The organism is Silvimonas soli, assembly GCF_030035605.1.
In the GTDB taxonomy this organism is placed as follows: Bacteria; Pseudomonadota; Gammaproteobacteria; order Burkholderiales; family Chitinibacteraceae; genus Silvimonas; species Silvimonas soli.
In genome coordinates, this window is sequence record NZ_CP106736.1 from 4,067,373 (window position 1) to 4,090,659 (window position 23,287).

Annotated in this window: 24 protein-coding genes; 17 read left to right on the top strand and 7 right to left on the bottom strand. The window is 56.3% G+C overall.

Annotated features, from left to right (window positions below):
* Positions 1 to 226 precede the first annotated feature (226 nt).
* The 5 genes from N7220_RS18670 (at position 227) to N7220_RS18690 (ending at position 4,227) form a co-directional block, all read left to right on the top strand.
* Complete coding sequence (locus N7220_RS18670) at positions 227 to 682, top strand: Hsp20 family protein (protein ID WP_283149040.1); 456 nt, start codon at positions 227 to 229, stop codon at positions 680 to 682.
* A 235-nt stretch (positions 683 to 917) separates the two neighbouring features.
* The gene (locus N7220_RS18675; protein ID WP_283149041.1) at positions 918 to 1,913 is read left to right on the top strand and encodes a GGDEF domain-containing protein; all 996 of its coding nucleotides are present in this window, start codon (positions 918 to 920) and stop codon (positions 1,911 to 1,913) included.
* Positions 1,914 to 2,030: 117 nt separating this feature from the next.
* Positions 2,031 to 2,276: a hypothetical protein gene (locus tag N7220_RS18680; RefSeq protein ID WP_283149042.1), complete on the top strand. Its 246-nt coding sequence runs from the start codon at positions 2,031 to 2,033 to the stop codon at positions 2,274 to 2,276.
* A 360-nt stretch (positions 2,277 to 2,636) separates the two neighbouring features.
* The gene (locus N7220_RS18685; protein WP_283149043.1) at positions 2,637 to 3,473 is read left to right on the top strand and encodes a hypothetical protein; all 837 of its coding nucleotides are present in this window, start codon (positions 2,637 to 2,639) and stop codon (positions 3,471 to 3,473) included.
* Positions 3,474 to 3,924: 451 nt separating this feature from the next.
* A complete protein-coding gene (locus N7220_RS18690; RefSeq protein WP_283149044.1) occupies positions 3,925 to 4,227 on the top strand; it encodes an I78 family peptidase inhibitor in 303 nt (100 codons plus the stop codon).
* Between the two features lie 22 nt (positions 4,228 to 4,249).
* Here the strand turns inward: N7220_RS18690 and N7220_RS18695 are convergent, their stop codons facing one another.
* Positions 4,250 to 4,735 carry a bacteriohemerythrin gene (locus N7220_RS18695; RefSeq protein ID WP_283149045.1) on the bottom strand — a complete coding sequence of 162 codons (486 nt, stop codon included), beginning with the start codon at positions 4,733 to 4,735 and terminating at the stop codon, positions 4,250 to 4,252.
* A 388-nt stretch (positions 4,736 to 5,123) separates the two neighbouring features.
* Between N7220_RS18695 and N7220_RS18700 the strand changes: the two genes are divergently transcribed.
* The 5 genes from N7220_RS18700 (at position 5,124) to N7220_RS18720 (ending at position 12,267) form a co-directional block, all read left to right on the top strand.
* Positions 5,124 to 7,457: an extracellular solute-binding protein gene (locus N7220_RS18700; RefSeq protein WP_283149046.1), complete on the top strand. Its 2,334-nt coding sequence runs from the start codon at positions 5,124 to 5,126 to the stop codon at positions 7,455 to 7,457.
* 193 nt (positions 7,458 to 7,650) lie between these two features.
* Positions 7,651 to 9,060, top strand: coding sequence for a hypothetical protein (locus tag N7220_RS18705; RefSeq protein ID WP_283149047.1), 1,410 nt, complete (start codon positions 7,651 to 7,653; stop codon positions 9,058 to 9,060).
* Between the two features lie 139 nt (positions 9,061 to 9,199).
* Positions 9,200 to 10,210: a GGDEF domain-containing protein gene (locus tag N7220_RS18710; RefSeq protein WP_283149048.1), complete on the top strand. Its 1,011-nt coding sequence runs from the start codon at positions 9,200 to 9,202 to the stop codon at positions 10,208 to 10,210.
* Between the two features lie 33 nt (positions 10,211 to 10,243).
* Positions 10,244 to 10,681: a hypothetical protein gene (locus N7220_RS18715; protein WP_283149049.1), complete on the top strand. Its 438-nt coding sequence runs from the start codon at positions 10,244 to 10,246 to the stop codon at positions 10,679 to 10,681.
* A gap of 185 nt (positions 10,682 to 10,866) precedes the next feature.
* A complete protein-coding gene (locus N7220_RS18720) occupies positions 10,867 to 12,267 on the top strand; it encodes a tetratricopeptide repeat protein (RefSeq protein WP_283149050.1) in 1,401 nt (466 codons plus the stop codon).
* On the opposite strand, the gene N7220_RS18725 is transcribed toward N7220_RS18720, so the two are convergent.
* On the bottom strand, positions 12,239 to 13,489 hold the full coding sequence (locus N7220_RS18725; protein WP_283149051.1) for an arsenic transporter: 1,251 nt from the start codon (positions 13,487 to 13,489) through the stop codon (positions 12,239 to 12,241). The genes N7220_RS18720 and N7220_RS18725 overlap by 29 nt on opposite strands.
* A gap of 187 nt (positions 13,490 to 13,676) precedes the next feature.
* On the opposite strand from N7220_RS18725, the gene N7220_RS18730 reads away from it, so the two are divergent.
* Both N7220_RS18730 and N7220_RS18735 read left to right on the top strand, forming a co-directional pair.
* Positions 13,677 to 13,850, top strand: a complete 174-nt coding sequence (locus N7220_RS18730; RefSeq protein WP_283149052.1) for a hypothetical protein — start codon at positions 13,677 to 13,679, stop codon at positions 13,848 to 13,850.
* A gap of 154 nt (positions 13,851 to 14,004) precedes the next feature.
* On the top strand, positions 14,005 to 14,262 hold the full coding sequence (locus tag N7220_RS18735) for a DUF2185 domain-containing protein (protein ID WP_283149053.1): 258 nt from the start codon (positions 14,005 to 14,007) through the stop codon (positions 14,260 to 14,262).
* A gap of 52 nt (positions 14,263 to 14,314) precedes the next feature.
* Here the strand turns inward: N7220_RS18735 and N7220_RS18740 are convergent, their stop codons facing one another.
* Complete coding sequence (locus N7220_RS18740; protein ID WP_283149054.1) at positions 14,315 to 15,205, bottom strand: LysR family transcriptional regulator; 891 nt, start codon at positions 15,203 to 15,205, stop codon at positions 14,315 to 14,317.
* Positions 15,206 to 15,337: 132 nt separating this feature from the next.
* Here N7220_RS18740 and N7220_RS18745 point away from each other — a divergent pair, with 132 nt between their 5' ends.
* On the top strand, positions 15,338 to 15,664 hold the full coding sequence (locus tag N7220_RS18745; protein WP_283149055.1) for a carboxymuconolactone decarboxylase family protein: 327 nt from the start codon (positions 15,338 to 15,340) through the stop codon (positions 15,662 to 15,664).
* Positions 15,665 to 15,741: 77 nt separating this feature from the next.
* On the top strand, positions 15,742 to 16,746 hold the full coding sequence (locus tag N7220_RS18750) for an aldo/keto reductase (protein ID WP_283149056.1): 1,005 nt from the start codon (positions 15,742 to 15,744) through the stop codon (positions 16,744 to 16,746).
* Between the two features lie 96 nt (positions 16,747 to 16,842).
* Here N7220_RS18750 and N7220_RS18755 read toward each other — a convergent pair whose 3' ends face one another.
* Complete coding sequence (locus N7220_RS18755) at positions 16,843 to 17,298, bottom strand: SgcJ/EcaC family oxidoreductase (RefSeq protein WP_283149057.1); 456 nt, start codon at positions 17,296 to 17,298, stop codon at positions 16,843 to 16,845.
* Positions 17,299 to 17,741: 443 nt separating this feature from the next.
* A complete protein-coding gene (locus N7220_RS18760) occupies positions 17,742 to 18,491 on the bottom strand; it encodes an SDR family NAD(P)-dependent oxidoreductase (protein WP_283149058.1) in 750 nt (249 codons plus the stop codon).
* A gap of 118 nt (positions 18,492 to 18,609) precedes the next feature.
* Here N7220_RS18760 and N7220_RS18765 point away from each other — a divergent pair, with 118 nt between their 5' ends.
* Positions 18,610 to 19,521 carry a LysR family transcriptional regulator gene (locus N7220_RS18765; protein WP_283149059.1) on the top strand — a complete coding sequence of 304 codons (912 nt, stop codon included), beginning with the start codon at positions 18,610 to 18,612 and terminating at the stop codon, positions 19,519 to 19,521.
* On the opposite strand, the gene N7220_RS18770 is transcribed toward N7220_RS18765, so the two are convergent.
* Together N7220_RS18770 and N7220_RS18775 are read right to left on the bottom strand one after the other, a co-directional pair.
* Complete coding sequence (locus tag N7220_RS18770) at positions 19,516 to 20,481, bottom strand: helix-turn-helix domain-containing GNAT family N-acetyltransferase (protein WP_283149060.1); 966 nt, start codon at positions 20,479 to 20,481, stop codon at positions 19,516 to 19,518. The genes N7220_RS18765 and N7220_RS18770 overlap by 6 nt on opposite strands.
* Before the next feature lie 293 nt (positions 20,482 to 20,774).
* Positions 20,775 to 21,401 carry an NAD(P)H-dependent oxidoreductase gene (locus tag N7220_RS18775; protein ID WP_283149061.1) on the bottom strand — a complete coding sequence of 209 codons (627 nt, stop codon included), beginning with the start codon at positions 21,399 to 21,401 and terminating at the stop codon, positions 20,775 to 20,777.
* 438 nt (positions 21,402 to 21,839) lie between these two features.
* Here N7220_RS18775 and N7220_RS18780 point away from each other — a divergent pair, with 438 nt between their 5' ends.
* Positions 21,840 to 22,382, top strand: a complete 543-nt coding sequence (locus N7220_RS18780) for a fimbrial protein (RefSeq protein WP_283149062.1) — start codon at positions 21,840 to 21,842, stop codon at positions 22,380 to 22,382.
* Positions 22,383 to 22,469: 87 nt separating this feature from the next.
* Positions 22,470 to 23,246, top strand: coding sequence for a fimbrial biogenesis chaperone (locus N7220_RS18785; RefSeq protein WP_283149063.1), 777 nt, complete (start codon positions 22,470 to 22,472; stop codon positions 23,244 to 23,246).
* Positions 23,247 to 23,287 lie beyond the last annotated feature (41 nt).

Here is a 23,287-nt window from a genome sequence, read left to right on the forward strand (position 1 = left end):
CTGGCAGGTTGGCCGCGACCGAGCCAATGGCAATCGGCACCCAATTGCGGTCCGGTTGGCGAGCAAAAGCGGGGGTATATCGGGGCAGTCAGTGTTGTTTCCAATCCGGAAAATTACTCAATCCGGTAACGCTTGAAAGCGGGCATTACGGGCTTATCTCGATTCATAGCGGGGGCTCACGGTGAGACCCGCACCCGATATTGCTTGCACTTTGAGGATATGAAACATGCGTACTGTTGACTTTGCTCCTATCTACCGCTCGGCCATTGGCTTTGACCGCATTGCCCAATTGTTTGATGAAGCGCTGCGTGCCGAAAACACCCCAAGCTACCCGCCCTATAACATTGAGTTGGTCGCCGAAGACCAATACCGCATCACCATGGCCGTCGCCGGTTTTAGCCGCGCCGAACTCGATATCGAACAACTGCGTGACACGCTGAAGATTAGCGGCAAGAAACAACGTGGCGAAAGTCGTCCCACCTATCTGCATAACGGCATTGCCGCCCGCGATTTCGAGCACAGCTTCCGCCTGGCCGATCACGTGCGCATTGAAGGCGCGACGCTGGAAAACGGCTTGCTGAATATTGAATTGCGGCGCGAAGTGCCAGAAGCATTCAAGCCGCGCAAAATCGCCATCAACGGCGATAACGTCGAATATCTGGAAAGCCGCGCCGCCGCGTAATCCAGTCAGTTGATCTGTAGACAAAGCCGGGCCATGTGCCCGGCTTTTTGTCGTCTGCCGCTATCAATCGTTAGTGAACTGTCACGTTGTAATAGCTCTGGCGGCGACCGATTTAGCGATACCGAAACCTGGCGTGATCGCGCTATTTGCGCTGACCTGTGCGGATTTTCATCTAAGGTAAAAACAGCGTGCGCCAGGATAGCCAACAGCAGGGCACGCAATGGGGGGAGCGGTTATGTCGGGCAGTCGCTTGCAGGTGCCAGAAGCCAGCGGTGCGCGTAACAAGGAAGAAGTCATTCTGCTCATGCTGTGTGCATTGAGCATTCCCAGCATTTTGCCCTTTGGAATCTTCAGGCTGTACCAGCACAACTGGCTGCTTGGCGCCATTGATCTGACTCTTGTGCTGGGCATGAGCTGTGTCATGGCGTTTGTCTGGTATAGCCATCGGGTACGTTTTGCCAGCGTTGTGGTATCGCTGTTTTATTCCACCGGAATGCTTTTGATGATTCACCTCAAGGGCATTTCGATGACGTATTGGGCATATCCGACCATGATTGCCACGTTTTTCTTGCTGCGCCCGCTCATTGCGTTGGCAATCAATACAGTGTCTCTGTTTGGGCTGATGGCCTTGTTGTACGGGCAAGTGTCCACACTGGATCAGTTCACGATTACAGTCAGCATTGTGCTGATCAATTTGTTCTCTTATATTTTTTCCAAGCGTACGGCGATTCAGCACGGCGAGTTGAACCGGCTGGCCGAACAGGACTTTCTCACCGGCGCCGGCAACCGGCGTGCGCTGGAACGTAGCCTGGCTAGTTGTGCCGAAACGCAGCAATCGCACGGCGATACCAGTTTGTTATTGCTGGATCTGGACCATTTCAAACAAGTGAATGACCACTTCGGCCACGCTGCTGGCGACCTGGTGTTGGTGCGGTTGTGTGAGTTGATTCGCGAACGCGTCCGTAATTCGGACCAGTTGTTCCGATACGGCGGCGAAGAGTTCGTCGTTATTGCCTGGGGGGCCAGTTTGCAAGCCGCCGGTGATCTGGCCGAAGATTTACGCAAACTGGTGGCTGCAACCGTCATGCTGGAAGACTGCCCGCTGACGATTTCCATTGGCGTGGCAACCCTGCGCGAACAAGAATCCCCGGCGTCCTGGCTCAAACGGGCCGACCGGATGCTTTATCTGGCCAAGCAGTCGGGGCGCAACGCCGTACGTATCGCCGAATAAACGTTTCAAGCCAGCGTTCAGCTCCCAAACCGTCGCCCCGGTCGGTCTGGCGCCATAACTTTCAGACCCGGCAGCCATTTCGGGCTATGCTGGGCGCTTTCCTGCGCAAGGTGAACCATGGAACTGGTCTTCGAGGGTTTTTTAATCCATGCCTACGGCGTGCCATTGCCAGACGGCAAGTGGATCGCCGCGACCAGCCTTGACCGCCTGCCAACATCCACTGAAGACGTGCTGGAAAGCGCCTTTGGCACTCAGCGCATCAATCGCAGCAAAGTCTATGACACTGAAGAAGAAGCCGCGCTGGTGGCGCTGGAAGCTGGGATTGAAATCGCCGGCAACGGGCGCGATGATTTACTGGATTAGCTTTTAACGACACCTCACCCCGTTGCCGGGCGATAGGCAACCACCGGGTTAACTCCCGTTCTCCATACAGCGTCGATCAGCTTTTTGTTTGTTTTGCTAGCAGTTGCTTGCCGCATTGGTTTGGATTGATATCTAACCTTTTCCGGCAACCGGATTCGCTCTTATTCCCGCTTTGCACGTAATCAGTTGCACAACCGATACAGTCATACGATCCCGCATAAAAGACGCTATCTCTTGCTTGTGGCATGAGTAAGAATGGCGGCGTTCAAAAATAACTATATCGGGATAAGCGTGAAAGCATTGAATCGGGGAGGCAATACCTGTAAACGCAGCGCCGGGCTAGGGCGTATTCATTGCAGAGTGATTAAGCAATGGCATTCGGTCAGAACAGTACTGACTTTGTCCGGCGTATTGGCGTTTCTGGCATTAAGTGGCTGTGCCTCCGTGACAACAGGTTTGCATCAGACCATTGCAATTGACGCCCAGCAAGGCCAAACCCAGGTAGCCAATGCGCATTGCCTGTTATCCAATAATAAAGGGGAGTGGTGGGTGTATACACCTGCTACCGTGGCGGTGCATCGCTCTTTTGGCAATCTGAAAGTCAAATGCGAGAAGGAAGGCGTTGAACCTGGCCAGCTGGAAGTCGAGTCATCTACCAAAGCCATGGTGTTTGGCAATGTCTTGATCGGCGGGATTATCGGCGCCGCAATTGATACTGCCGACGGTTCTGCTTACGACTACCCAGACCGCATTGTGGTGAATATGGGTAACGCCAACCCCGCTATCCATGTAGACACAAGCAACACCCAGAGTTCGCCCAGCGCCACCACCACGGCGAGCGCGGTGCCTGCACGACCGGCCGCCCCGATAGAAGTCGCGCTGGTCCGCCACGGGCATGCTGGGCAATGGCTGTTGTTATCTACACACGCGCAATGGGATAAAGAATGCCATTCCCGTCCGCCACCCGAAGTGGTGATGATGGGCGTGCCAGAGCATGGGCAAGTGGAAATACGTAAAGCGACTTTCCCGATCCGCAATAATTCGAGCGGCTCTACCGAATGCTTCGGCCTGATGGTTGATGGGGTCGGCGTTTATTATCAGCCGAATTCCGATTTTCATGGCAATGAAACCGTGCGCTACAACGTGAATAGCCGGAAATATCCTAAAGTTATGGCGGCTGCGGTGACGGTGGAATAAACCACTTTCCATCTAATCAGACGCCACGCCATTGCCGTTCCGGTATTTAGAAAGGGTCTACGGCTGTGATTCGATCCTCGCAGGCGTAGAACCTTTTTGCTTTGGTGCCTTGCTATCGATATGCGTGTTTCAGTCCGCTAAGCAGATTGTCGGCTTTGCCGGCTTGGTATTGTGTGTTGTTTACAATTAAAGTTGATTTTCAGTAAACGAAAACTGTGGATTGAAATTGCGGAATTGAAGTTATTGCGTAATAAAGAAGCGCAAAGATCAACGCCAGAACTCAAGTCAGGTTTGGCCATTTTCACGCCGTTCAATCGTCGTGTTTTTTGTCCGCTTTTTCATTCAATAAACAGTAACGGAACGACGTTTCCCGCCGCTTGGACACGGCCCAACCAGGCAAGACCAGCCGCGTCTGCTATGGTGATGTTTTAAGTCCTCACATGCAGCTGCCATGCACTCAATTTTTCCATCTCTCTGTTTGATTTTGCTGGCCGTAGCGCTTGCCGGTTGCAGTGCCAGTCAACCCGACGCCATGACTATGGCTTCACCCGGTGCTTGCAATGCCGAGCCGGTACAGGCGCTGGTCGGCAAGACCAGCACGCCCGAACTGGTCGAAATGGCGCGTCAGCAATCCGCCTCAAAACTGGTGCGCGTCATCAAACCTGGTGATGCGGTCACGATGGATTTCAACACGCAGCGTTTGAATCTGGATGTTGACGAAGCCGGTGTAATCAAAAAGGCCGCGTGTGCTTAGACCGCTTGCGGCCTGGCGTGCGCTAGCCCGCTATCTCCGACCAGAAGCGATCCAGCCAGTTTTTCTTTTGCCACTTGGGTTGGGCGCCGCGCTGCAAAAAGAAGCTGGAATATCGCTGATCGCCTTCCTGAATGTGGTGGGTAAGCCAGTTGCGCAGAAAATGCAGCAGTTCAAAGGTAATGGCGTCGCCTGCAGCTACCCGTTGCTGAAAGGACTCCAGATCGGAAATCAAGACTTCGTGGTGCTGTTTGTGGTTCTCGTAATCCGGGTAGCCCAGGATACGCATCAGGCTTTCTTCTACGGTGAAGTGGATCTTGGTGTAGTCGGCCAGCCTTTCCAGCGTGGCAATAGAAGCAGCGCGCCCGTGATGTTGATGGATGGCGACATGTAGTTCGTTAAGCAGGTTCACCAGCACTTTATGTTGTTCATCGATTTCCTGAATCCCTACCGACAAGCCTTCATGCCATTGCACCAGTGGTTCCATGTGACTTTTACTCTCATTTGTCATGACTGCTCATGCTGAGGAGGTGAGGCTAAAAGGACTTTGATCTTGGTCAAAGTGTGGCGGAGACATTGCGGAAACTACCAAGCGTCCAGTCATCATTACGAGAAATCAGCTGCGATGGCGCGCGGGATGCGAGTCAGCCAGGACAGGCTCTGCTGCAAAAAGAGGAAGTGGTGAGGGTAAGGTGTAGGAAATAATCCTTTCTATTTGTGAAAGTAATTTCAGCGAAAAAGGCCATAAAAGCGACAAGCAAGATTGTTTTAGTAAGTTTGTTGCCTCTGTATCGAAAATCAGATGGCATTTTGAAACAGTTCCATATATGGTTTCAGCAATAAAAAGAGCTGTATATAAGTTGTTCTCAGTGTGGAATCAAAATCAACCGGTGCCCGTCATGTCTATCCAGAATCGCCTCCTGCTGTACGTTGGGGTGCTTAACCTCGTCGGCTTTTTCATCGCCTGGACCCTCATTGCCAGCCTGGGCTTGACCGGTGCTGGCGCCATTGTGCTGATCGCCCTGATCACGCTGGCCGCAGTACTGGCCGGGGTGTACGCAGCAACAGCCTGGACCTTGCGTCCGCTCAACCAGATGCGCACCGCGCTAACCCAACTGGTGGAAAAGGGCGGCGACCTGAACATGCGCCTGCCTGCCAAAGGCGCGCCAGAACTAGCCGATATCGCCAATGCGTTCAACCATTTTGTGGCTGATCTGCAAGTCACCTTCCGCGAAGTCCAGCGTGATATGGAAAGCCTCTCGCTGGGACTGAAAGAGCTGACTGGCGTGACCGCGCAACTGGTGAAAGATGCTCACGTGCAGAGTGACTTTGCCTCGGCCTCGGCGGCTGCGGTGGAAGAAATCACTGTCAGCATCAACCAGATTGCCGATAACGCTATCGACGTCGATCACGTGGTGAAAGAAACCACTGACCTCTCAAACCACAGTGCCGAAGCGGTGCTGAGGGTGTCGGATGAAGTCTCGACCATGGCGAAATCCATGGAGCAACTGGGCGTCACCATGGGTGACCTCGGCAAGAATTCGCAAAAGATCGGCACCATCGTGGTGGTGATCAAAGACATCGCCGAACAAACCAATTTGCTGGCATTGAACGCAGCTATTGAAGCTGCCCGTGCCGGTGAACAAGGCCGTGGTTTTGCCGTGGTGGCCGATGAAGTGCGCAAGCTGGCCGAGCGCACGGCTAACGCCACGCTGGAAATCGCCAAGCTGATCGATTCGGTCAACAAAGACACGCGCAATGCCGTGGACAGCATGTCTACCGCCAGCGGCCAGGTCACCGGCAGTGTCGAGAAAGCCGATGTCGCGCGCGAACACATGCTGGAAATAGGCACGCGCATGCAGCACATGGCCGAAGTGGTGCGCGGCATTGCCGATGCCACGCAAGAACAAACTTCCGCCACGACCACCATGGCGCGCTCGTCCGAGCAAATCAACGTGATGAGTCAGGCGTCAGATTCCGCCCTGCAGCAAGCGCGTCGCGCGCTGGAAGGTCTGGATAAACGCGCGCGCGATCTGATGTCGGTGGTGGGCCGTTTCCGCCTTGAAGACATTGAAGTGCTGCACGGCTGGTTTGCCTCCAGCGGTGCGCGCGCGGTGGCGGAAATCAAGATGCGCCTGAACCAGATGGGTCACCACTGGGCCGATATGCACAGTGGTAAAGATGTGCCGGGCATGCTCAAAACTGCCGTTGAAAAAGGCAAGTTGCCGACCGCCGCTGCGTTTGGCGGGGTGAAGATCCAGAACTGGGCAGGCAAAGGTGTGCTGGCTGATCTGGATGAAGTGGCCAGCGAACAAGGCTGGAACCGCATTCTGCCGAGCGTGCTGGATCGCATGATGCAGGCCGAAGGCAAATATGTGGCCGTGCCGCTGGGCGTGGCCCGCGTGAACGTGCTGTGGGTGAACTCCAGCCTGGTCAAGCGCGTGGGTGTGACCCAAGCGCCGACCAGTTGGGATGATTTCTTCGTGCTGTGTGACAAGCTGATGGCCGCCGGGATCACCCCGCTGGCGCACAGCGAAGTGAAGTGGCAAGTAGCCACGCTGTTTGAATCCGTCGTGCTGGGTTTGTGCGGCGCGCAGTTTTATCTGCAGGCATTCAGCAAGCTCGATGCCAGCGCTTTGTCTGGCCCGCAAATGGCGCGCGCGCTGGAAACTTTCCGCCGTCTCAAGCGCTATTGCACACCGGATTCGGTGGGCCGTGAGTGGAATCTGGCGACCATGGACGTGATCAACGGTCGTGCCGCCATGCAGTTGATGGGCGACTGGGTGAAGGGTGAACTGGATGAAGCCAACCGCCGTCCAGGCGAGGATTATCTGTTCTGGGCTGCGCCAACGGTGAACGGTGAATACAGTTTTGCTGCCGATACGCTGACCTTCTTCCGCCAGGACGAGCCGGTGCGTCGTAAAGCGCAGCTGGACTTTGCTCGTCTGCTGGTGAGCCACGAAGGGCAGTTGGCCTACAACAAGCACAAGGGCAGTATTCCGGCGCGTACCGATGTCGATACCAACAAGCTGGATGCCTATGGCCGCGCTTCTTCGCGCGACTTTAGCCAGGCTGCCAGCCGCAACGTGCTCGTACCATCATGGGCACACAATATGGCCGTGCAGGATGATCAGAAAAAGGCGCTGATCGAAGCGGTGGCCGAATTCTGGAGCAACGACAACATGACTCCGGCCGATGGTGCGCGGCGTCTGGCTGCTGCGGTGAACCGGTAAGTGGCCGCCATGTTGATGAATTGATAGAGAGCAATACTGGAGGCGCTGGCGTGAAAACCCGGCGCCTTGTCGTATCTGCGGTTCTGAATGTCTGGATTGGCAATTGCCACCAACCCACCATTAATCCTCTGGGTAAACGCCGCTGATGACGCTACGTTTCAAACTTTTGTCCGTTGTGTGTTTGATCGGCAATATGCTGAGCGGGTTATGCTTGGCTGCTGCAGCCGATACTTCTGCTCAGCCCTGCCTGAATAACGCGGTCACGCCGTCGTATGAGGAGCAGCGCCTGGGCAATGTGCTGGTCGCGGGCGGAACGCCGTTTGCCGAGCAGATATTGGCCGCGTCCGGTTTTACCCAATTTGGCCTGCAATTTGCCCAACGCCTGTGTGACTCGGGCAAAGTGACTTCCTTTGACGCTGCCAACGCGCTGGTCAAAGCCTCCGGCATAGCGCTGTGGCAAGCCGCGGTAGATCGGGTGCAGGGTGTGCATGTGACCGGCGATTTGCCGCGTAGCGATGATCGCATGCTGTATTGGGCGCGGCTGAAAATGACGCTGGCGTTGCGCCAATGGCAACCGGCGTTTGCCCTGAGCGACGCCCAGCGCGAACAATTGCAATGGACGCTGGAACGTGCCTCGCGCGGGCAGTTGTCGATGCAGTTTCCGTCCGGCCCGGGTTTCAAACGCATCATTCTCAGTGGCTTTGATCCGTTCACATTGGGAACTCCCGGTGCGGCGCATCCCGATACGCACATCCGCATTGGCAATCCGTCCGGGGCGATTGCACTGGCGCTCAATGGCCGACGCTTCAATTTGCCCGATGGCCGCGTGGCGATCATCCAGACCTATCTGTTGCCAGTCAGTTACGGCCCGTTCCGCAAAGGCATGCAGGAACACACGCTGGCGCCATTCTTTACCGGACCGGATCACGTGCAGGCATCGCTCACGCTCAGTCAAGGCGGCAAAGGCGTGTTCTGGATCGAAAACTGGCATGGTCGTTATCACGCTACCAACTTTCCCGATAACGAAGGCGTAACCCTCTCTGCGCGCTTGCCGTCTGCGCCAGATGCCGATATTTATCCGCCCGCCGACGTGCTAGGTTACGACCCATTGCCATGGAACCCGCGCAAACCGGCGCAGTTTATCGAAACCACACTGCCGGTAGCTGCCATGATCAACGCTCGCAGCGGCGCACAAGTGATCAATGCAAGTACCGGGCAAAAGGGCGGCTATCCGGTGATCTGGCATACCAACTTCACTGTGTTTGCCGATTGCAATGCGCTGGGAACGCAGGACTTCAATACGCCACCGCCAGCCAGCTATCCGCCACCGACCGCACCGGTTGCGCCGCTCGCCAACGCGTGTGCGCACAGCGGGGGAGGCGGCAATTATTTGTCCAACGAAAGCGGCTATCGCAATACCTTGTTGCGCGACACGCTTGCCCCGACGATTGCTGCCGGACATTTACATGTGCCGGTGATGACGGTGTTTGCGCCGGGCGACGATGACAAACTCACCGATGCGATGTTTGAGTCTTATCGCGACAGTATTGTTGAACAAGCCACCGGCCTGATCGAAGCAGTGACCAGAGCCGCTGGCGGTTAGCGGAGGGCGCAGTCGCGCAAGAGCGCCAACCGTTTTCATGGTTTTGTGGCTAGTGCAAACCTGAGTTGGCTCACCATGCACTATGCTGGATAAATGCTTTTTACCCAGACAACGCAGTAACGAGCGGCGGAATAACCCCATGAATCAGCAAGCTCATGATTACCCCTCCAGGCACGCTCCAACGAGCATTGTGGTGTTACTGCTGGACCCCGCCGCCAAGCGAGGCGAGGCTATCAGTCAGGCGCTGGCGACGGAAACGGACATCACCGTGCATACCTGCCATGAGCCAGAGCAGATGCTGGCGTTGATTGGGCAAGTCAAACCGGCGGTGATTCTGCAAACCCACGCCGCACTAGCCGATGCGGGTCTGGCACTGCTGCGCACCCTGCGCGACCATGCCGCTGCTGCACACACGCCAGTGGTCGTGCTGGCGGACCAGGCTGATCCAGCTGCCGCCAGCGCCGCGTTTGCTGCCGGAGCCAGCGACTATCTGGCGCATCAACCGCAGGCCACTGAATTGATCGCCCGCGTTCGCTACCACGCGCGTGCGCATCATGCCTTGCAGCAACAAGAGCAGACTTCCCGCTTGCTGCATGACACGCAAAATCACCTGACACTGGCCAAGCAGCAACTCGAACAGATTACTCATTCGGATGGACTCACCGGCTTGCCCAATCGGCGCCGCTTTGACGACTATCTGGATATGGAGTGGCGGCGGGCCATGCGCGAGCAATCTACCTTGTCTTTGCTGATGGTCGATGTTGATTACTTCAAGTCGTATAACGACAGCTTTGGGCATTTACAAGGTGATGCAGCGCTCAGCCGCATCGGTCTGGCCTTGCGGGAAAGCTGCGCCCGCCCGGCGGATCTGGCGGCGCGCTTTGGCGGTGAAGTTTTTGTGGTGGTGTTACCCAATACCGGCGAAGAGGGGGCGTTGCTGATAGCCGAAAAAATCCGCCTGAGCATTATGGAACTGGCCATTGAGCATGAAAACCCCGCCACGCGGGCCATGCTGACCGTGAGTATCGGCGTTGCCACGCGCGTGCCGAAAGCAGGCCCGGCGATTACCTTGCTGGGGCTGGCGGACGAAGCGCTTTATCACGCCAAAACGACGGGTCGCAATCGCGTGCAGGTCGCAGTCGGCCCGTAAACCTGAGTTGTTACTCATGCGCTATTGCGCACCATGCGCCACCCTGGAATACTCACGGACTTCCTGTTTCCGAATCTGGTAGACAAACCGATGAGTCCGCACGACAAACCCACAGACCCGGCGCCGCAAGGCAAACGCTGGCCTGCCCATGCCAAAGTGCGCCTGACCGGCATGGTTATTCTGGTTGGTGGTTTGCTTGCTGCAATTGTGGTTTATCTGATTGCTGGCAGCGATGCGGGCGCGGACCTGAACGGCATGGATGCCAGCAAGCAGTATCAATTCCAGCTGGAACGCATTGGCGGCAAATCGGTGGTGCTGGCTTCTGACTTCAACCAGTGGCTGGGCAGTTTGTGGCACGGCACCCGGCTGGCATGGACACTGGGCGTGCTGGCCGTTGTCATCGCCTTGTTTTGTTTCTGGTTGGCCGGTTTGATGGCCGTGGAGATACCGGAAGACGACACGCCAGACTAACTGCCGCGCAGGCAAAAAAAGACCCCGACCCATTACGGTTATCGGGGCTCGTCAAATGCTCCAAAATGCGCTTGGGGGGATAGCAGGTGCGCACAAATTGAGTATTCGCCAGCATTTGCCATTGGTCACCCTGTCAGAGCCTGCAGCTAAATCCAGGCCCCCCCACACTCAAGGTTTTTTCAGTTATGTCCGTGCCATCACCCGCAGCGCAAAACCTGTTTTTTGAAGGCAACCGTCAGATGCAGGCTGGCGAGTTGCTGGCGGCACAAAACTCTTTTGAGCAGGCGCTGGAACTGGCACCCGATATGGCCGAGGCACTGGCTAATCTGGCCTTGTTGCAAGAACGCGCTGGCGATATAGCGGCAGCTTTGGGCAGTTATCAGCGCGCGCTGCATCTGCAGCCCGCCAACACGCACATCTACCTCAACCTGAGTGGTTTGCTGATCAAGCAAAAACAGTTTGATCACGCCGAACTGGCCTGTCGGCAAGCGCTGGCACTTGATCCGGCATCGCCCACGTTGTTATCCAATCTGGGCATGTTGCTGGCCTGCGTGAAGCGCGAAGCTGAAGCAGAAGAGTGTTACCGCCAGGCTCTGGCGATTGATCCGGGTTATGCCAAAGCGCGCTTCAACCTGAGTTATATCTTGCTGCGGCAAGGGCGCCTGGAGGAGGGCTGGGAAGCCCACGAAGCACGCTCCAATGATCCGCTCGGCCGCTATTTTGAATTTCCGCGCTGGCAAGGCGAGAGCGTGGTGGGCAAAACGGTGCTGATCGGCTTTGAGGCCGGTTTTGGCGACATGATCCAGTTTGGCCGCTACGCCTTACAACTCAAGGCCATGTGCGCCAAACGCGTGGGCATTGTGTGTCATCCGCCACTTAAAACGCTGCTGGCTGGGCTGACTGGCATTGACGAGGTGTTTGCCTACGACGAAGCCGTGCCCAAAACCGGTTGGGATTTCTGGGTGCCACCCATGACCTTGCCGCTGCATTGCCATACCCGGCTGGACAACGTCCCCGCACAGATTCCTTATCTGGCCACCGATTCGGCCAAAGTTGCACAGTGGGCCGCTACATTGCCCGCAGGCAAGTTACGCGTTGGCCTGGTGTGGCAAGGCAATCCGCAATTCGAGAACGATAAAGATCGCTCACTACCCGCGCTGTCTGTGCTGGCGCCACTACTGGCAAATCGCGAGGTCCAGTTTGTGAGTCTGCAAAAAGGCTTTGCGCAAGAGACGGCGGCGCAGCAACTGGCGGAACTGGGCGTATACGATGCTGCGCCCACGCTGGCGGATTTCTCCGATACCGCTGCGGTTATCGCCAATCTGGACTTGGTGATCAGCGTGGATAGCGCGGTGGCTCATCTCACCGGGGCACTGGGCAAACCTTGCTGGTTATTACTGGCGGATTTTCGCACCGACTGGCGCTGGCTGACCGAGCGCAGCGACAGCCCGTGGTATCCGCATATGCGTTTGTTCCGCCAGCCTGCCGGTGGCGGCTGGGACGGAGTCATCAAGCAAGTAGCAACGGCGTTGCGGGCATGGAATAACGGTAATGCCGTCAGCCCAGCAGCAGCCGGGCCGCAATAGCCAGCAACAGAGCGGGTGGCATCACCAGTACGCCCACTTTGAAGAACTGCCAGAACGTCACCGTCACGCCCTCCCGGCGCAGCGCGCTTAACCAGAGAATGGTGGCGAGAGATCCGGTTACCGACAAATTAGGGCCAAGATCTACCCCGATCAGCACCGCGTCGACGACTTGCTGCGGACTGTGCGACAAGGCCAGGGTTGAACTGGCGATGAGCCCGGCTGGCAGGTTGTTGATGGCGTTACTGGCCAGCGCGAGCGCCAGTCCTGCCGTGGCTGCTGCTGCGTTTGCAGACATGCCAATGGCGTGATTAAGCCACTCGGCCAAGGTGCGGATCAGACTAGAACGGTCCAGCGCCTCTACCAGCACAAACAAACCCGCCACCAGCGGCAAGACACCCCAGGAAATCTCTTTGAGCAATGGCCACGGCGAAGCGCGCTGGATCAGCATGACCAGGATCGCGGTCAGTGCGCCGAGTATCGCGGTCGGCAAGCCCAACTGCATATCCAGCGCCGACACGACCAACAATGTCACTGCCGTAACGACCAGACCGGCCAGCGCAATCTTGCCATGCGTACTCAGCGGTTCTTGCGCGAGATTGGCATTGCACTGGCCTTGCAAAACGTGACGCTGTGTCCACCACAGCGCTGCCAGCGTCGCCGCAATTGACAACAAAGACGGCAGGGCAAAACGGCTTAGCCAGGCCAGCAAAGGTGGCAAATGGTTGCCATACAGCACCAGGTTGGCCGGATTGGAAATAGGCAGCACAAAACTGCCGGCATTGGCGATAAAGGCGCAGATAAACAAGAGCGGCAGCGGCGGCGCGTTGGCCTTGCGGGCCATGGCAAACACGGCCGGTGTCAGCACGACGGCAGTCGTGTCGTTAGACATAAACACTGTTACCACAGTGCCAATCAAATAAACCAGCAGGAACAAGCGAGTGGGCGAACCCCGCGCATGGTTAACCGCCAGTACCGCAACCCAGTCGAACAAACCTTCGCGGCGGGCCACTTCGGACAACAGCATCATGCCGGTCAGAAAAAGATAAACGTCCAGCCCCTTGCTCACGGCGCCCCACGCTGCCAGCCACGGCATCTGTCCCAACAACAGGATGATCGCCGCACCGCCACAGGCCCATACCGCTTCTGGCCAGCGCAGCGGACGCAAGATTACGCCCGCTGTTGCTAGCGCCGAAACGCTCCATATCACCCAATTTTGATTCATCGGTTCTGCTTCTCTTCACACGCTGACTGCAATGGGCGATCAGGATATCGCGCCAACGGATGTTTTTGCAGCGTAGTTGCAGTTATCAGCCAGCACCGACACATCTTTGCACCAGTGGCTGACGGTCATTTGCTGCTTTGGCGCGCATGCTGGCACGCATCAGCATTGTCATTGGGGGAGGGGATCTATGTCTTCTTTTACGCTATATCTGGTGGGGGTGGTCATTGCTATTGCCGGCTTGGGGTACGCGGCGTATCTCGCGCACGTGCCCGATCACTGGCTCGCCGCGGGGGTGATTATCGCCATTGGTATCGGTATTGTTGGCGCGGTGCGCAGCACCCGCTTTCGTGATCCACCCTGAGCTTGCAACAAGCAAACTGGCGTGAGTGGCAGAGTGGGCTATCATCCGGACTGCATTTATTTCTTTCTTCCACTTTGTTGAGTGCAGTCTCATGGCTTCTAGCGAAAACCAAAATAACGAGCAACTGGACGCAAAATATTCCGCCCACTGCATCGTGTCTAATCGCGTCCTCAAAGACGGCGCCAGGGTAGGGTTTCTCTACCGCGAAGCGGCTGATCGTGATGACGACAGCGGCTGGTGCATTACCGCAGGCGACGAATCCCAAGACTATATGGATGACGTCACCAATGTCTCTTACGTCACGTTGAGTGCCGTGCTCAAGTGCGACAGCACCATCATGAATTTGCTGGACTCTGAAGTGGGCGCCGAGTATGTCCGGGTTGGCAGCAGTGCGCTGTTTGTGCGGGCGTAATCGGGCACTTTTATCACTTTTATAGTCTGATTCTGGATCGTCCCACGGCCAGCTAGCGTAATCGCAGCGCTTCTACCAGCAATGCAAACGCCGGGGACGATTGCCGACGGCTCGGGTAATACAGGTGATATCCCGGAAAAGTGGGGCTCCATGCAGCTAGCACCTGTTGCAACTGACCAGCAGCGATATGCGCTTGCACCATGTCCAGCGGCAGATAGGCCAGCCCAAACCCCGCCAGCGCCGCGTTGAGGATTTGCGGGCTGCTATTGAATACCAGTTGCCCTTCAACCCGCACGTTCAGGGCGTGTCCGTCACGTTCCAGCTCCCACGCATAGAGCCCGCCATGTGTGGGCAAGCGCAGATTGATACAGCTATGGCTGGCCAGGTCTTGTGGCGTTTGCGGGCTGCCGCGCCGGGCCAGATATTCCGGCGACCCCACGATCAGCATGCGCAAATCCGGCGCAATCCGCACTGCAATCATGTCTTTGGCAACCTGCTCGCCCAACCGGATACCCGCATCAAAACGGTCGGCCACAATGTCGGTCAGACCGTAGTTGATATTGATCTCGACTTTGATATCCGGGTAATCCGGCAGGAATTGGGCCAACTTGGGCCACAGCACCGTGCTGGCGGCATGTTCGGCGGCCGAGATGCGGATGGTGCCAGCGGGTTTCTCTCGCAACTCACTCAAGGCCGCGAGTTCTTCTTCAATTTCTTCAAAGCGGGGTGCGATGGTGCTGAGCAAGCGCTCGCCTGCTTCGGTGGGCGAAACGCTGCGCGTGGTGCGGGTTAGCAAACGCAAGCCCAAACGCGTCTCCAGCCCTCTGATGGTATGACTCAACGCCGATTGCGAGACGCCCAGCCGGGCGGCGGCGCGGGTAAAGCTGCCGTCCCGGGCCACCGCAATGAATGCCACCAGATCATTCAAGTTTTGCTGTGCCATTGATGAGCCAATCTAATAAGTGCATGCCGATTTTGCCATCTAATCATAACTGAGCAAGGCTGTTAAATTTCTTTCCAACGCCAGCAGTCCGTTAGTGGCTAACGGCGATGGCACATGGAAAGGAGATTCATCATGTCTAGCAAGCCTTCTGCCGCACGTGAAGCGTTCGGCGATATTGCCCCGGCCTTGGCCGATTACACCGACAACGTATTGTTTGGCGACGTGTGGGAGCGCCCGGGACTATCGCCGCGTGATCGCAGCCTGATAACCGTGGCCAGTCTGATTTCGCTCTACCGCCTGAACGAGTTGCCGTTTCATCTGAAAAAGGCGCTGGCCAACGGCGTAACGCGCGACGAGCTCATCGAAGTAATTACCCATCTGGCGTTTTATTCCGGCTGGCCCACTGCCAGCACCGCCTTGCCTATCGCCAGGAAAGTCTTTGAAGAAGCGGGCATCTAGTTTTATGCCCCGCTGATTACCAACAACCACGAACAACCCCAAACCCTCGCAGGCCCGAGCCTGCATGGAGAACTGACATGGATTACCGCTATCTGGGCCGCAGCGCGCTCAAAGTGTCGCCGCTATGTCTGGGCGCAATGATGTTTGGCGGAGAAACGGACGAAGCTACCGCCACCCGCATCATCGACAAAGCCTTTGACCAGGGCATTAATTTCATTGATACCGCCGATGTTTATCACGCCGGGCGCTCTGAAGAGATTGTCGGGCGGGCCATCGCCCAGCGGCGCGATAGCTGGGTCATTGCCACCAAATTTGGCTTTCCCACGGCGCAAGGGCCCAATGAGCAAGGCCAGTCCCGCAAATGGATCATGCAATCGGTGGAGGCCAGCCTGAAGCGCCTGGGTACGGATTACATCGACATCCTGTATTTTCATCGCGCGCTACTGGATGCTCCGCTGGAAGAGGGCGTGCGCGCGGTGGGCGATCTGATCCGCCAGGGCAAGGTGCGCTACTTTGGATTGTCCAATTTCAAAGGCTGGCGCATTGCCGAAATTGCGCGTCTGGCTGACCAGATGGGCATGGATCGGCCCGTGGCCAGCGAACCGCTATACAACATTGTTGATCGCACGGCAGAAGTGGAACAACTGCCCGCAGCAGGCCACTACGGCTTGGGCGTGGTGTCGTACAGTCCGCTGGCACGCGGCGTACTCAGCGGCAAATACGCTGTGGATTCGCCGCCGCCCGCAGACAGCCGTGCCGGGCGTGGTGACAAGCGCATCGCGCAAACCGAATGGCGCCCGGAATCGCTCAAGATTGCCCAAGCCATTGCTGCTCGCGCCGCTGAACGAGGCACAACCTCCATCGCCTACGCGCTGGCCTGGGTGCTGAAAAACCAGCTAGTCAGCGCCACCATCGCTGGCCCACGTACCGAAGCGCAATGGGACAGCTATATGCCTGCGCTGGCGCTGCAACTGGATGCCGACGATGAAAAGTTCATCGATAGCCTGGTGCCACCGGGTCATGCCTCAACGCCGGGTTATACCGATCCGGGTTATCCGGTAGAAGGGCGGCGGGCGCGCTAAATACGGTGTGGCAAGTTGACCGGGTGGCGCAAGCACAATAAAAAAACCATCGAAGACCGATGGTTTTTTTATTGGTATCTGGCCAGATTTCGAGGATCAGTTTGGCTGGGCAGAGGAGTGATGGCTGCTGATCAACCAGTTCTTGCCGGTCCAGACGTAGGTATAGGTATACCGTGCTTTGACGTGGCTGCCGTCCTTGAGCGTAAAGGTGTAGAGCCCGGCATCTATGGCAGAGTTACAGCCAATGATCACCTTGCGGAAATCAATTTTGCCGACAGGTTTTTTCTGCAAAAAGTGCTGGAAATAATCCACCTTTTGTTCCCGGCTAATACGAGGCTGATCAGAGACGGTAGGCAGAAGAATCGAATCGCGAGCGTAGTTTTTTACAACCTTGTCGGCATCACCCGTTTGCAAAGAGGCGTTCCAGCGATCAAATAGCGAAGCGATTTCTTTGGTGGTCACCGGGCGGCAGATTTCAGAGTGGGCCAATGCTGCGGGCGAAGCGACGATGCCAAACAGTGCAATCGAGGCAAGTAGCTTTTTCGTGATCATGGAGTGGTTCCTGAGTTAAAGACTTATATGAGTTTTTCCTCCGGCGGACGATTGCGGGTTTTAGCGAACAAAAAACTGCAGCTGTTCACGCTTGCGCCAAACCAGGGAAGCGCAGTATCAGCTGAGTTCGTGACCGGATAAATTTAACTAAACATTGTTAATGAATACTAAAAAATATTCATGCTACGGAATTGGACGTGCTAAGTCTGCTTTGGATTGCGTGCCGGATTGATTGGCTACCCAACGCCCAGAGGCAGCGGGCGGGCAGGGCATTCCATAAGCAGTTGCGCGATATTGTGCGGGGATTGCCGCATGCCTGGCGCTAGCAAGGGGGCGATATTTAGCTGCGAGACTTAAATGCTGGCATTGGGGCGTCAATTGCCAATCCGTCTGGATGTGAAAAGAGGTGCTTGCGCACCTCTTTCCGTTCTTTCAGCCAGCAATTACTGGGCGGTATAAGCGCCGTCCACCGCAACAGATTGGCCCGTCAAATAGCGTGCTTTGTCAGAGCCCAGCCAGACGATTGTTTCGGCAATTTCGTCGGGAGTTGCCGCACGGCGAGCGGGGATGCTGGCCAGGAAGCCATTCTTGAGGGCTTCATCGCGTCCAACAAAGCGGTCCAGCATGTCTGTCTGCACCGGACCGGGCGCAACCGCATTCACCCGCACGCCGATGGGCGCGCCTTCCAGCGCCGCGCTGCGGGTAAGCCCTTCAACCGCATGCTTGCTCGCGACATAAACCGATGCCCCCGCCATGCCAACCTGACCGGCAATGGATGAGAGATTGACGATGGCGCCAGCGCCTTGCAACTGCATCACGCGCATTTCGTGCTTGATGGACAACAGCGCGCCCAGCACGTTGGTCTCGAAAGTATCCCGGTAGTTTTGTTCTGTCTGCTCGGTAATGGGGCCGCCCTGGCCTTCCACGCCCGCGTTATTCACGGCGACGTCGATACGGCCAAAACGGGCGACGGCACCTTCAACCAGCGCACGCACTTCGGCTTCTTGCGTGACGTCGGCCTTGATGAACTCTGCCTGCGCGCCCAGCGCCCGGATTTCTGCCGCCAGCGCTTGCCCGGCTTCGGGGCGGCGGCCACTCACCACCACATTGGCCCCCAGCTTGCCAAAAGCCAGTGCAGTTGCGCGGCCAATGCCGGTTAAAGCGCCAGTAATCAATACAGTTTGCGATGTCATGATGTTCTCCTTTGGGTTAGGTCTTGCTACGGGGCCTACTTTGATTGATTCCAAAGGGTTGAAATAGACCGTAATGAGTCGTATAAGTTATGCCATTACGGAATAGATGAGTGGGTGAATGGACAAGCTCTCGGCCATCAAAACATTTGTGCGCGTCGCTGAAGCGGGCAGTTTTTCGGCGGTGGCTAGCGAAGCAGGCGTGACCCAAAGCTCGGTCAGCAAGCAGGTGGCCGCACTGGAGCGCGAATTAGGTGCGCGGCTGTTCAGCCGCACAACGCGCTCGCTCTCGCTGACTGAAGAAGGTCAGCGTTATTTTGAGGATGTACGTCGTCTGATTGTTGAAATTGAAGGCGCGGAAGAAACCCTGCGCCAAGGTTCGGGCCAGGTGCAGGGGCTGATCCGCATTGCCGCACCGGTCGGGTTTGGGCGGCTCAAGCTGATGCCGCTGGTCAAAGCGTTCATGGCCATGCACCCAGGCGTGAAAGTCGACTTGCAACTGCATGACGGGTTTATTGATCTGGTAGAGCAGGGCATTGATGTTTCTGTGCGGATTGGCACGTTGATTGATAGCGGATTGGTTGCCCGGCGGATTGGCACATCCCATCGCTTGCTGGTCGCCCACCGAGATTACATCCGGCAGTTACCGCAAGGCGCCAGCGCCCCCTGCTCGCCGCAAGACCTGCTACGGCATAACTGCCTCATATACACCGAGCTAACCACTCGCAATGCCTGGTCGTTCATCGCCGGCCCCGGTGCAAATGTCCCGGAAGGCACGAAAGAAACGGTGAGGGTGCAGGGCAACATACAAACCAATAGCAGTGAGGTCATGCGTTTTTCCATCCTCTGCGGGATGGGTATTGGTTACTCGCCAGACTGGTTGATTGACGCCGAACTCAAAAGCGGAGAAGTGGTACGACTACTGCCTGACTGGCAGGCGCCACAGGCCCCCATCCACCTGGTCAGCCCGCCTGAGCGCAAGAATGCGGGCAGGGTCAGGGCTTTGGGGGATTTCATCGCTGAAAATCTATAGCGGTGGGTTCTGCATCGCTGGGCGGGTGAACTGCTGCTCGGTGACTGAGCTTCCCCACTGCGTGCCTTGCTCTTCCAGCGCCAAAACGAAGCCGAAAGATTCATACAAGCGCCGGGCAGCATCCAGCCCCTTGAAGGTCCACAGTTGGGTGGCGCTGAACCCGGCTTCATCACAGAATGCCATCGCCTGGGCTAGCAGTTGTCGTCCCACGCCAGTGCCGCGGCACGTGTCGTCCAGGATAAACCAGCGCAAGTGTGCCTCGTTGTTCCCGAGGTCTTGCCCGTCAATGGCTACCGAACCCACAATCCGCCCGTTCTGAACTGCCGCCCAGATTTGATTGGCAGGATGATCCAGTCGCCCCGTGAATTCCGCTGCACCAGCGGCCACCTTGCTCTCGAAGAACTGCCCGAAATGCCAATGGCGGGAGTAGAAATCGGCATGCATTTCGGCGATGCGCCCGATCAAACCTGGCTGGTAACCAGTGATGATTTCAACCGGGCTGGCCGCCACCTCCTGTGGCCGCTCGTGACGCAGTTGCAGTGCGCTGGCATATGCGCCAAGCCCTTGGGCAACGACTCGCTGCTGCGCCGGGTCTAGCAGGTTCAGTGCGGTGATAACTTGCTGCTGGCCATGCACGTGGATGTCGGCCACGGTGCGTTTTCCCAGCTCCGTGAGAAACAGGTTTTTTGAGCGCCCGTCTTCACTGGACGCCGCTTCTTCAATCTCGCCAGCCTCAATCAATTTCCCAACCATACGACTCACGCTGGATTTCTCCAGTCCGAGCGCTTGCACCAGTTGTGCTGCAGGCATGGCGCCTTGGTTTTCAATCTCAAGCAAGGCATGGACTGCGGATGGCGAATATCGGGTGCCCGCCAGTGTGGACTTCATGAAACCCAGCTCACGCACCATCGTGCGCGATGCAGAACGGATTTCTTCGACCAGGGAGGAGTCGACGCTCATGTTTGTATTTCCTGAATAACTAGTTGCACAATACAACGATGTAAAAAGTATACGACGCTTTAGTTGTATTGAGCAACCATAGTCAGAATGTACGCATTAAAGATGCTGTTGCCAGGATAAGCCCATGCTGCCAAACACGATTAGATGTGTGGGCGTATTTCATAAAAAACGAAGCCTCTGCCAAGTTAGCCCCCAAATCAGTGGGCTAGATGACAGAGGCGACGATGTTTTCAATCTGCTGCGGCCGTGTCTTTGCGAGACGTCGACGCCGCAATCAGAGCAGGGCGGGCAAATTAGTCCACTTCGGTGACGAACGCTTCACGCGCCCGACGCACTTTTGGCAGATTAACCAGCCAGTCACCCGACTCATCGCGATAACCCAGCGGCAACAGCGCGACGCTGCGCAGGCCGCGTGCCTTCAGGCCCAGGATTTCATCAAGCGCAGCGGGGTCGAAGCCTTCCATCGGCGTGCTGTCGACTTCTTCATAAGCCGCAGCCACAAGCGCAACGGACAAACCAATGTAGGCCTGGCGCGCCGCGTGTTCAAAGTTGACCTGCGCGCTACGCTGCGGGTAGGTATTCAGCAGCATGTTCCGATAGTTCTCCCAGCCTTCATTGGTGAACCCGCGCTTTTCGTTCACGAGATCGAACATCGTATTGATGCGTTCGGTGGTGTAGTTGTCCCAAGCCGCAAAAACCAGCAGTTCGCTGCAATCGGTCACTTGCCCCTGGTTCCATGCGATGGCTTTGATTTTCTCGCGGATTTCCTTGTTGCTCACCACCAGAATTTCGTAGGGCTGCAAACCGCTGGACGTCGGCGCCAGGCGTGTAGCTTCAAGGATGCGCTCAAGTTTCTCATCAGCTACCTCGCGGGTAGGGTCCATCTTTTTGGTGGCATAGCGCCACTGAAGACGGCTCACGAGGTCTGCAGAATCAAGGGTAGTCGCTGGGGATTGGGTATTGGACACAACTGGAATTCCTGAAAAATGGAAACCAGTAGATGCTGACGATTGGTCATATTTCAATCGAAGAGTGCAGATGTGGCCTATGTACGAAAACATGGGTTGAAGACCAGGTATCTGCAGGGGGAGATAGCGGTATCCGCGAATAAATTACGTCTGAATACTACTGACAACATACCTGCTGGTGCCGCGTTGGCTGCACAGGTTCTGAGCGAACGGGACCGCTATTTGCGATGTTCGCACCCGCTTCTCACCGGGGCGGGCCGCTTTTGGGTGGGGGTAATCGTAGTAGCAGGCTTTCAGTATTTACCTAGCCTTAGTTCAATCTCTACCGATTTTGGTGATCTATCGGGAACTTTAAAGTGGCGTCTCCTTAAACGCACTAATGAGAACGTCATGAAAAGCCTCAAACTCATCTCCGCACTGATCATCGCTGGTGGCGCTCTGGCATCACAAATTGCAGCCGCTGCGCCTACTTCCGGCACGATCACTTTTAACGGCGCTCTGGTTGCCGACACTTGTGTCGTTGATGCAGGTGCGGGCAATAGCTTCGCCGTGACACTGCCTTCGGTTCAAACCACTGCATTCACCGGTGTGGGCAATGCTCAAGGTACCACCCCATTCACTATCGCGCTGACCGGCTGCTCGGTGGGCGTGCCTGTTCGTGCTTTCTTCAGTGGCGCCAACATTAACGGTACCACGGGCAACCTGACCAACCTGGGTGTGGCTACCGGCGTTGAAGTTCAAATGCTGAACAGCACCAACGCTGTCATCAATCTGGCCGGTGCAGATGCTACCGCTCAGGGTGACACGTTGTTGACCACTGATGCGACTGGCGCTGCAACACTGGGGTACTCCGCACAATACCTGTCTACTGCAGCAGCGCCTACAGCAGGTTCGGTGACCTCCAACGTTAATTACGAAATCGTTTACCAATAATCAAATTTATTGATTAGTGGCTTCTCCCGGTAAGGTCAATGCCGATTGCAACGGCCGCCGGGAGTACCGCTTTGCGGGGAAATCATCATGATTAAAACCAAATATGCTTTGAGCATGCTGTTGGGTTCTGCAGCACTGGTGCTGGGATTATTCGCAGCGTGTGAGGCTAATGCTTCGGTTGTCATTGGCGGAACTCGGGTGGTTTACAACGCTGCGGACCACGAAGAAACACTCAAAATTACCAATAAGGGCAAACTGCCTGCATTGACCCAGACTTGGGTTGATAGCGGTGATGCTCAGGTATCTCCTACGAATACGGCAGTACCCTTTACCATTACCCCTCCGGTTTCACGCATTGATCCGGATAAAATGCAAACGCTACGTATTTTTTATACCGGCGAGCCATTGCCCCAAGATAAAGAATCTGTATTCTGGCTTAACGTGCTGGAAATCCCACCTGCTCCGGATTCTGCTAAAGCAGATCAAAAGACAGAGCAGAATTATCTGCAAATGGCGGTTCATTCGCGCATTAAATTGTTTTATCGCCCTAAAGACTTGAAAGGGGCGGCTGATGAAGCCCCGGCCAAGGTGAAATGGCAACTGGTGAAAGACGGCGCAGGTCAGGCGTTGGAAGCATACAATCCGACGCCATACCACGTTTCGCTGGCAGGCGTAGAGGCTCGTTCTGGCAAGGCACATGCATCGTTTGAAGAAGGGGGCATGATTGCTCCTGGCGCCACTCAGCGTTTTGCCCTCAAGGGCACGATCACCCCGACCGCCGACGCCAGCGTGCACTACCGCGCTATCAATGATTTTGGCGGCGTCGCAGAAGGTGATGCACCGTTTACCACGGCATTTCATTGAATCCCATTGAGTTTTATTGAGTTCAGGTTAAGGGCCGCTCC

Bases quoted from the DNA above. Each gene is read 5' to 3' on its own strand.
- N7220_RS18670 (WP_283149040.1), top strand. From the start codon at position 227: ATGCGTACTGTTGACTTTGCTCCTATCTACCGCTCGGCCATTGGCTTT.
- N7220_RS18675 (WP_283149041.1), top strand. From the start codon at position 918: ATGTCGGGCAGTCGCTTGCAGGTGCCAGAAGCCAGCGGTGCGCGTAAC.
- N7220_RS18680 (WP_283149042.1), top strand. From the start codon at position 2,031: ATGGAACTGGTCTTCGAGGGTTTTTTAATCCATGCCTACGGCGTGCCA.
- N7220_RS18690 (WP_283149044.1), top strand. From the start codon at position 3,925: ATGCACTCAATTTTTCCATCTCTCTGTTTGATTTTGCTGGCCGTAGCG.
- N7220_RS18695 (WP_283149045.1), bottom strand. From the start codon at position 4,735: ATGACAAATGAGAGTAAAAGTCACATGGAACCACTGGTGCAATGGCAT.
- N7220_RS18700 (WP_283149046.1), top strand. From the start codon at position 5,124: ATGTCTATCCAGAATCGCCTCCTGCTGTACGTTGGGGTGCTTAACCTC.
- N7220_RS18705 (WP_283149047.1), top strand. From the start codon at position 7,651: ATGCTGAGCGGGTTATGCTTGGCTGCTGCAGCCGATACTTCTGCTCAG.
- N7220_RS18710 (WP_283149048.1), top strand. From the start codon at position 9,200: ATGAATCAGCAAGCTCATGATTACCCCTCCAGGCACGCTCCAACGAGC.
- N7220_RS18715 (WP_283149049.1), top strand. From the start codon at position 10,244: ATGCGCCACCCTGGAATACTCACGGACTTCCTGTTTCCGAATCTGGTA.
- N7220_RS18720 (WP_283149050.1), top strand. From the start codon at position 10,867: ATGTCCGTGCCATCACCCGCAGCGCAAAACCTGTTTTTTGAAGGCAAC.
- N7220_RS18725 (WP_283149051.1), bottom strand. From the start codon at position 13,489: ATGAATCAAAATTGGGTGATATGGAGCGTTTCGGCGCTAGCAACAGCG.
- N7220_RS18730 (WP_283149052.1), top strand. From the start codon at position 13,677: ATGTCTTCTTTTACGCTATATCTGGTGGGGGTGGTCATTGCTATTGCC.
- N7220_RS18740 (WP_283149054.1), bottom strand. From the start codon at position 15,205: ATGGCACAGCAAAACTTGAATGATCTGGTGGCATTCATTGCGGTGGCC.
- N7220_RS18745 (WP_283149055.1), top strand. From the start codon at position 15,338: ATGTCTAGCAAGCCTTCTGCCGCACGTGAAGCGTTCGGCGATATTGCC.
- N7220_RS18750 (WP_283149056.1), top strand. From the start codon at position 15,742: ATGGATTACCGCTATCTGGGCCGCAGCGCGCTCAAAGTGTCGCCGCTA.
- N7220_RS18755 (WP_283149057.1), bottom strand. From the start codon at position 17,298: ATGATCACGAAAAAGCTACTTGCCTCGATTGCACTGTTTGGCATCGTC.
- N7220_RS18760 (WP_283149058.1), bottom strand. From the start codon at position 18,491: ATGACATCGCAAACTGTATTGATTACTGGCGCTTTAACCGGCATTGGC.
- N7220_RS18765 (WP_283149059.1), top strand. From the start codon at position 18,610: ATGGACAAGCTCTCGGCCATCAAAACATTTGTGCGCGTCGCTGAAGCG.
- N7220_RS18770 (WP_283149060.1), bottom strand. From the start codon at position 20,481: ATGAGCGTCGACTCCTCCCTGGTCGAAGAAATCCGTTCTGCATCGCGC.
- N7220_RS18780 (WP_283149062.1), top strand. From the start codon at position 21,840: ATGAAAAGCCTCAAACTCATCTCCGCACTGATCATCGCTGGTGGCGCT.
- N7220_RS18785 (WP_283149063.1), top strand. From the start codon at position 22,470: ATGATTAAAACCAAATATGCTTTGAGCATGCTGTTGGGTTCTGCAGCA.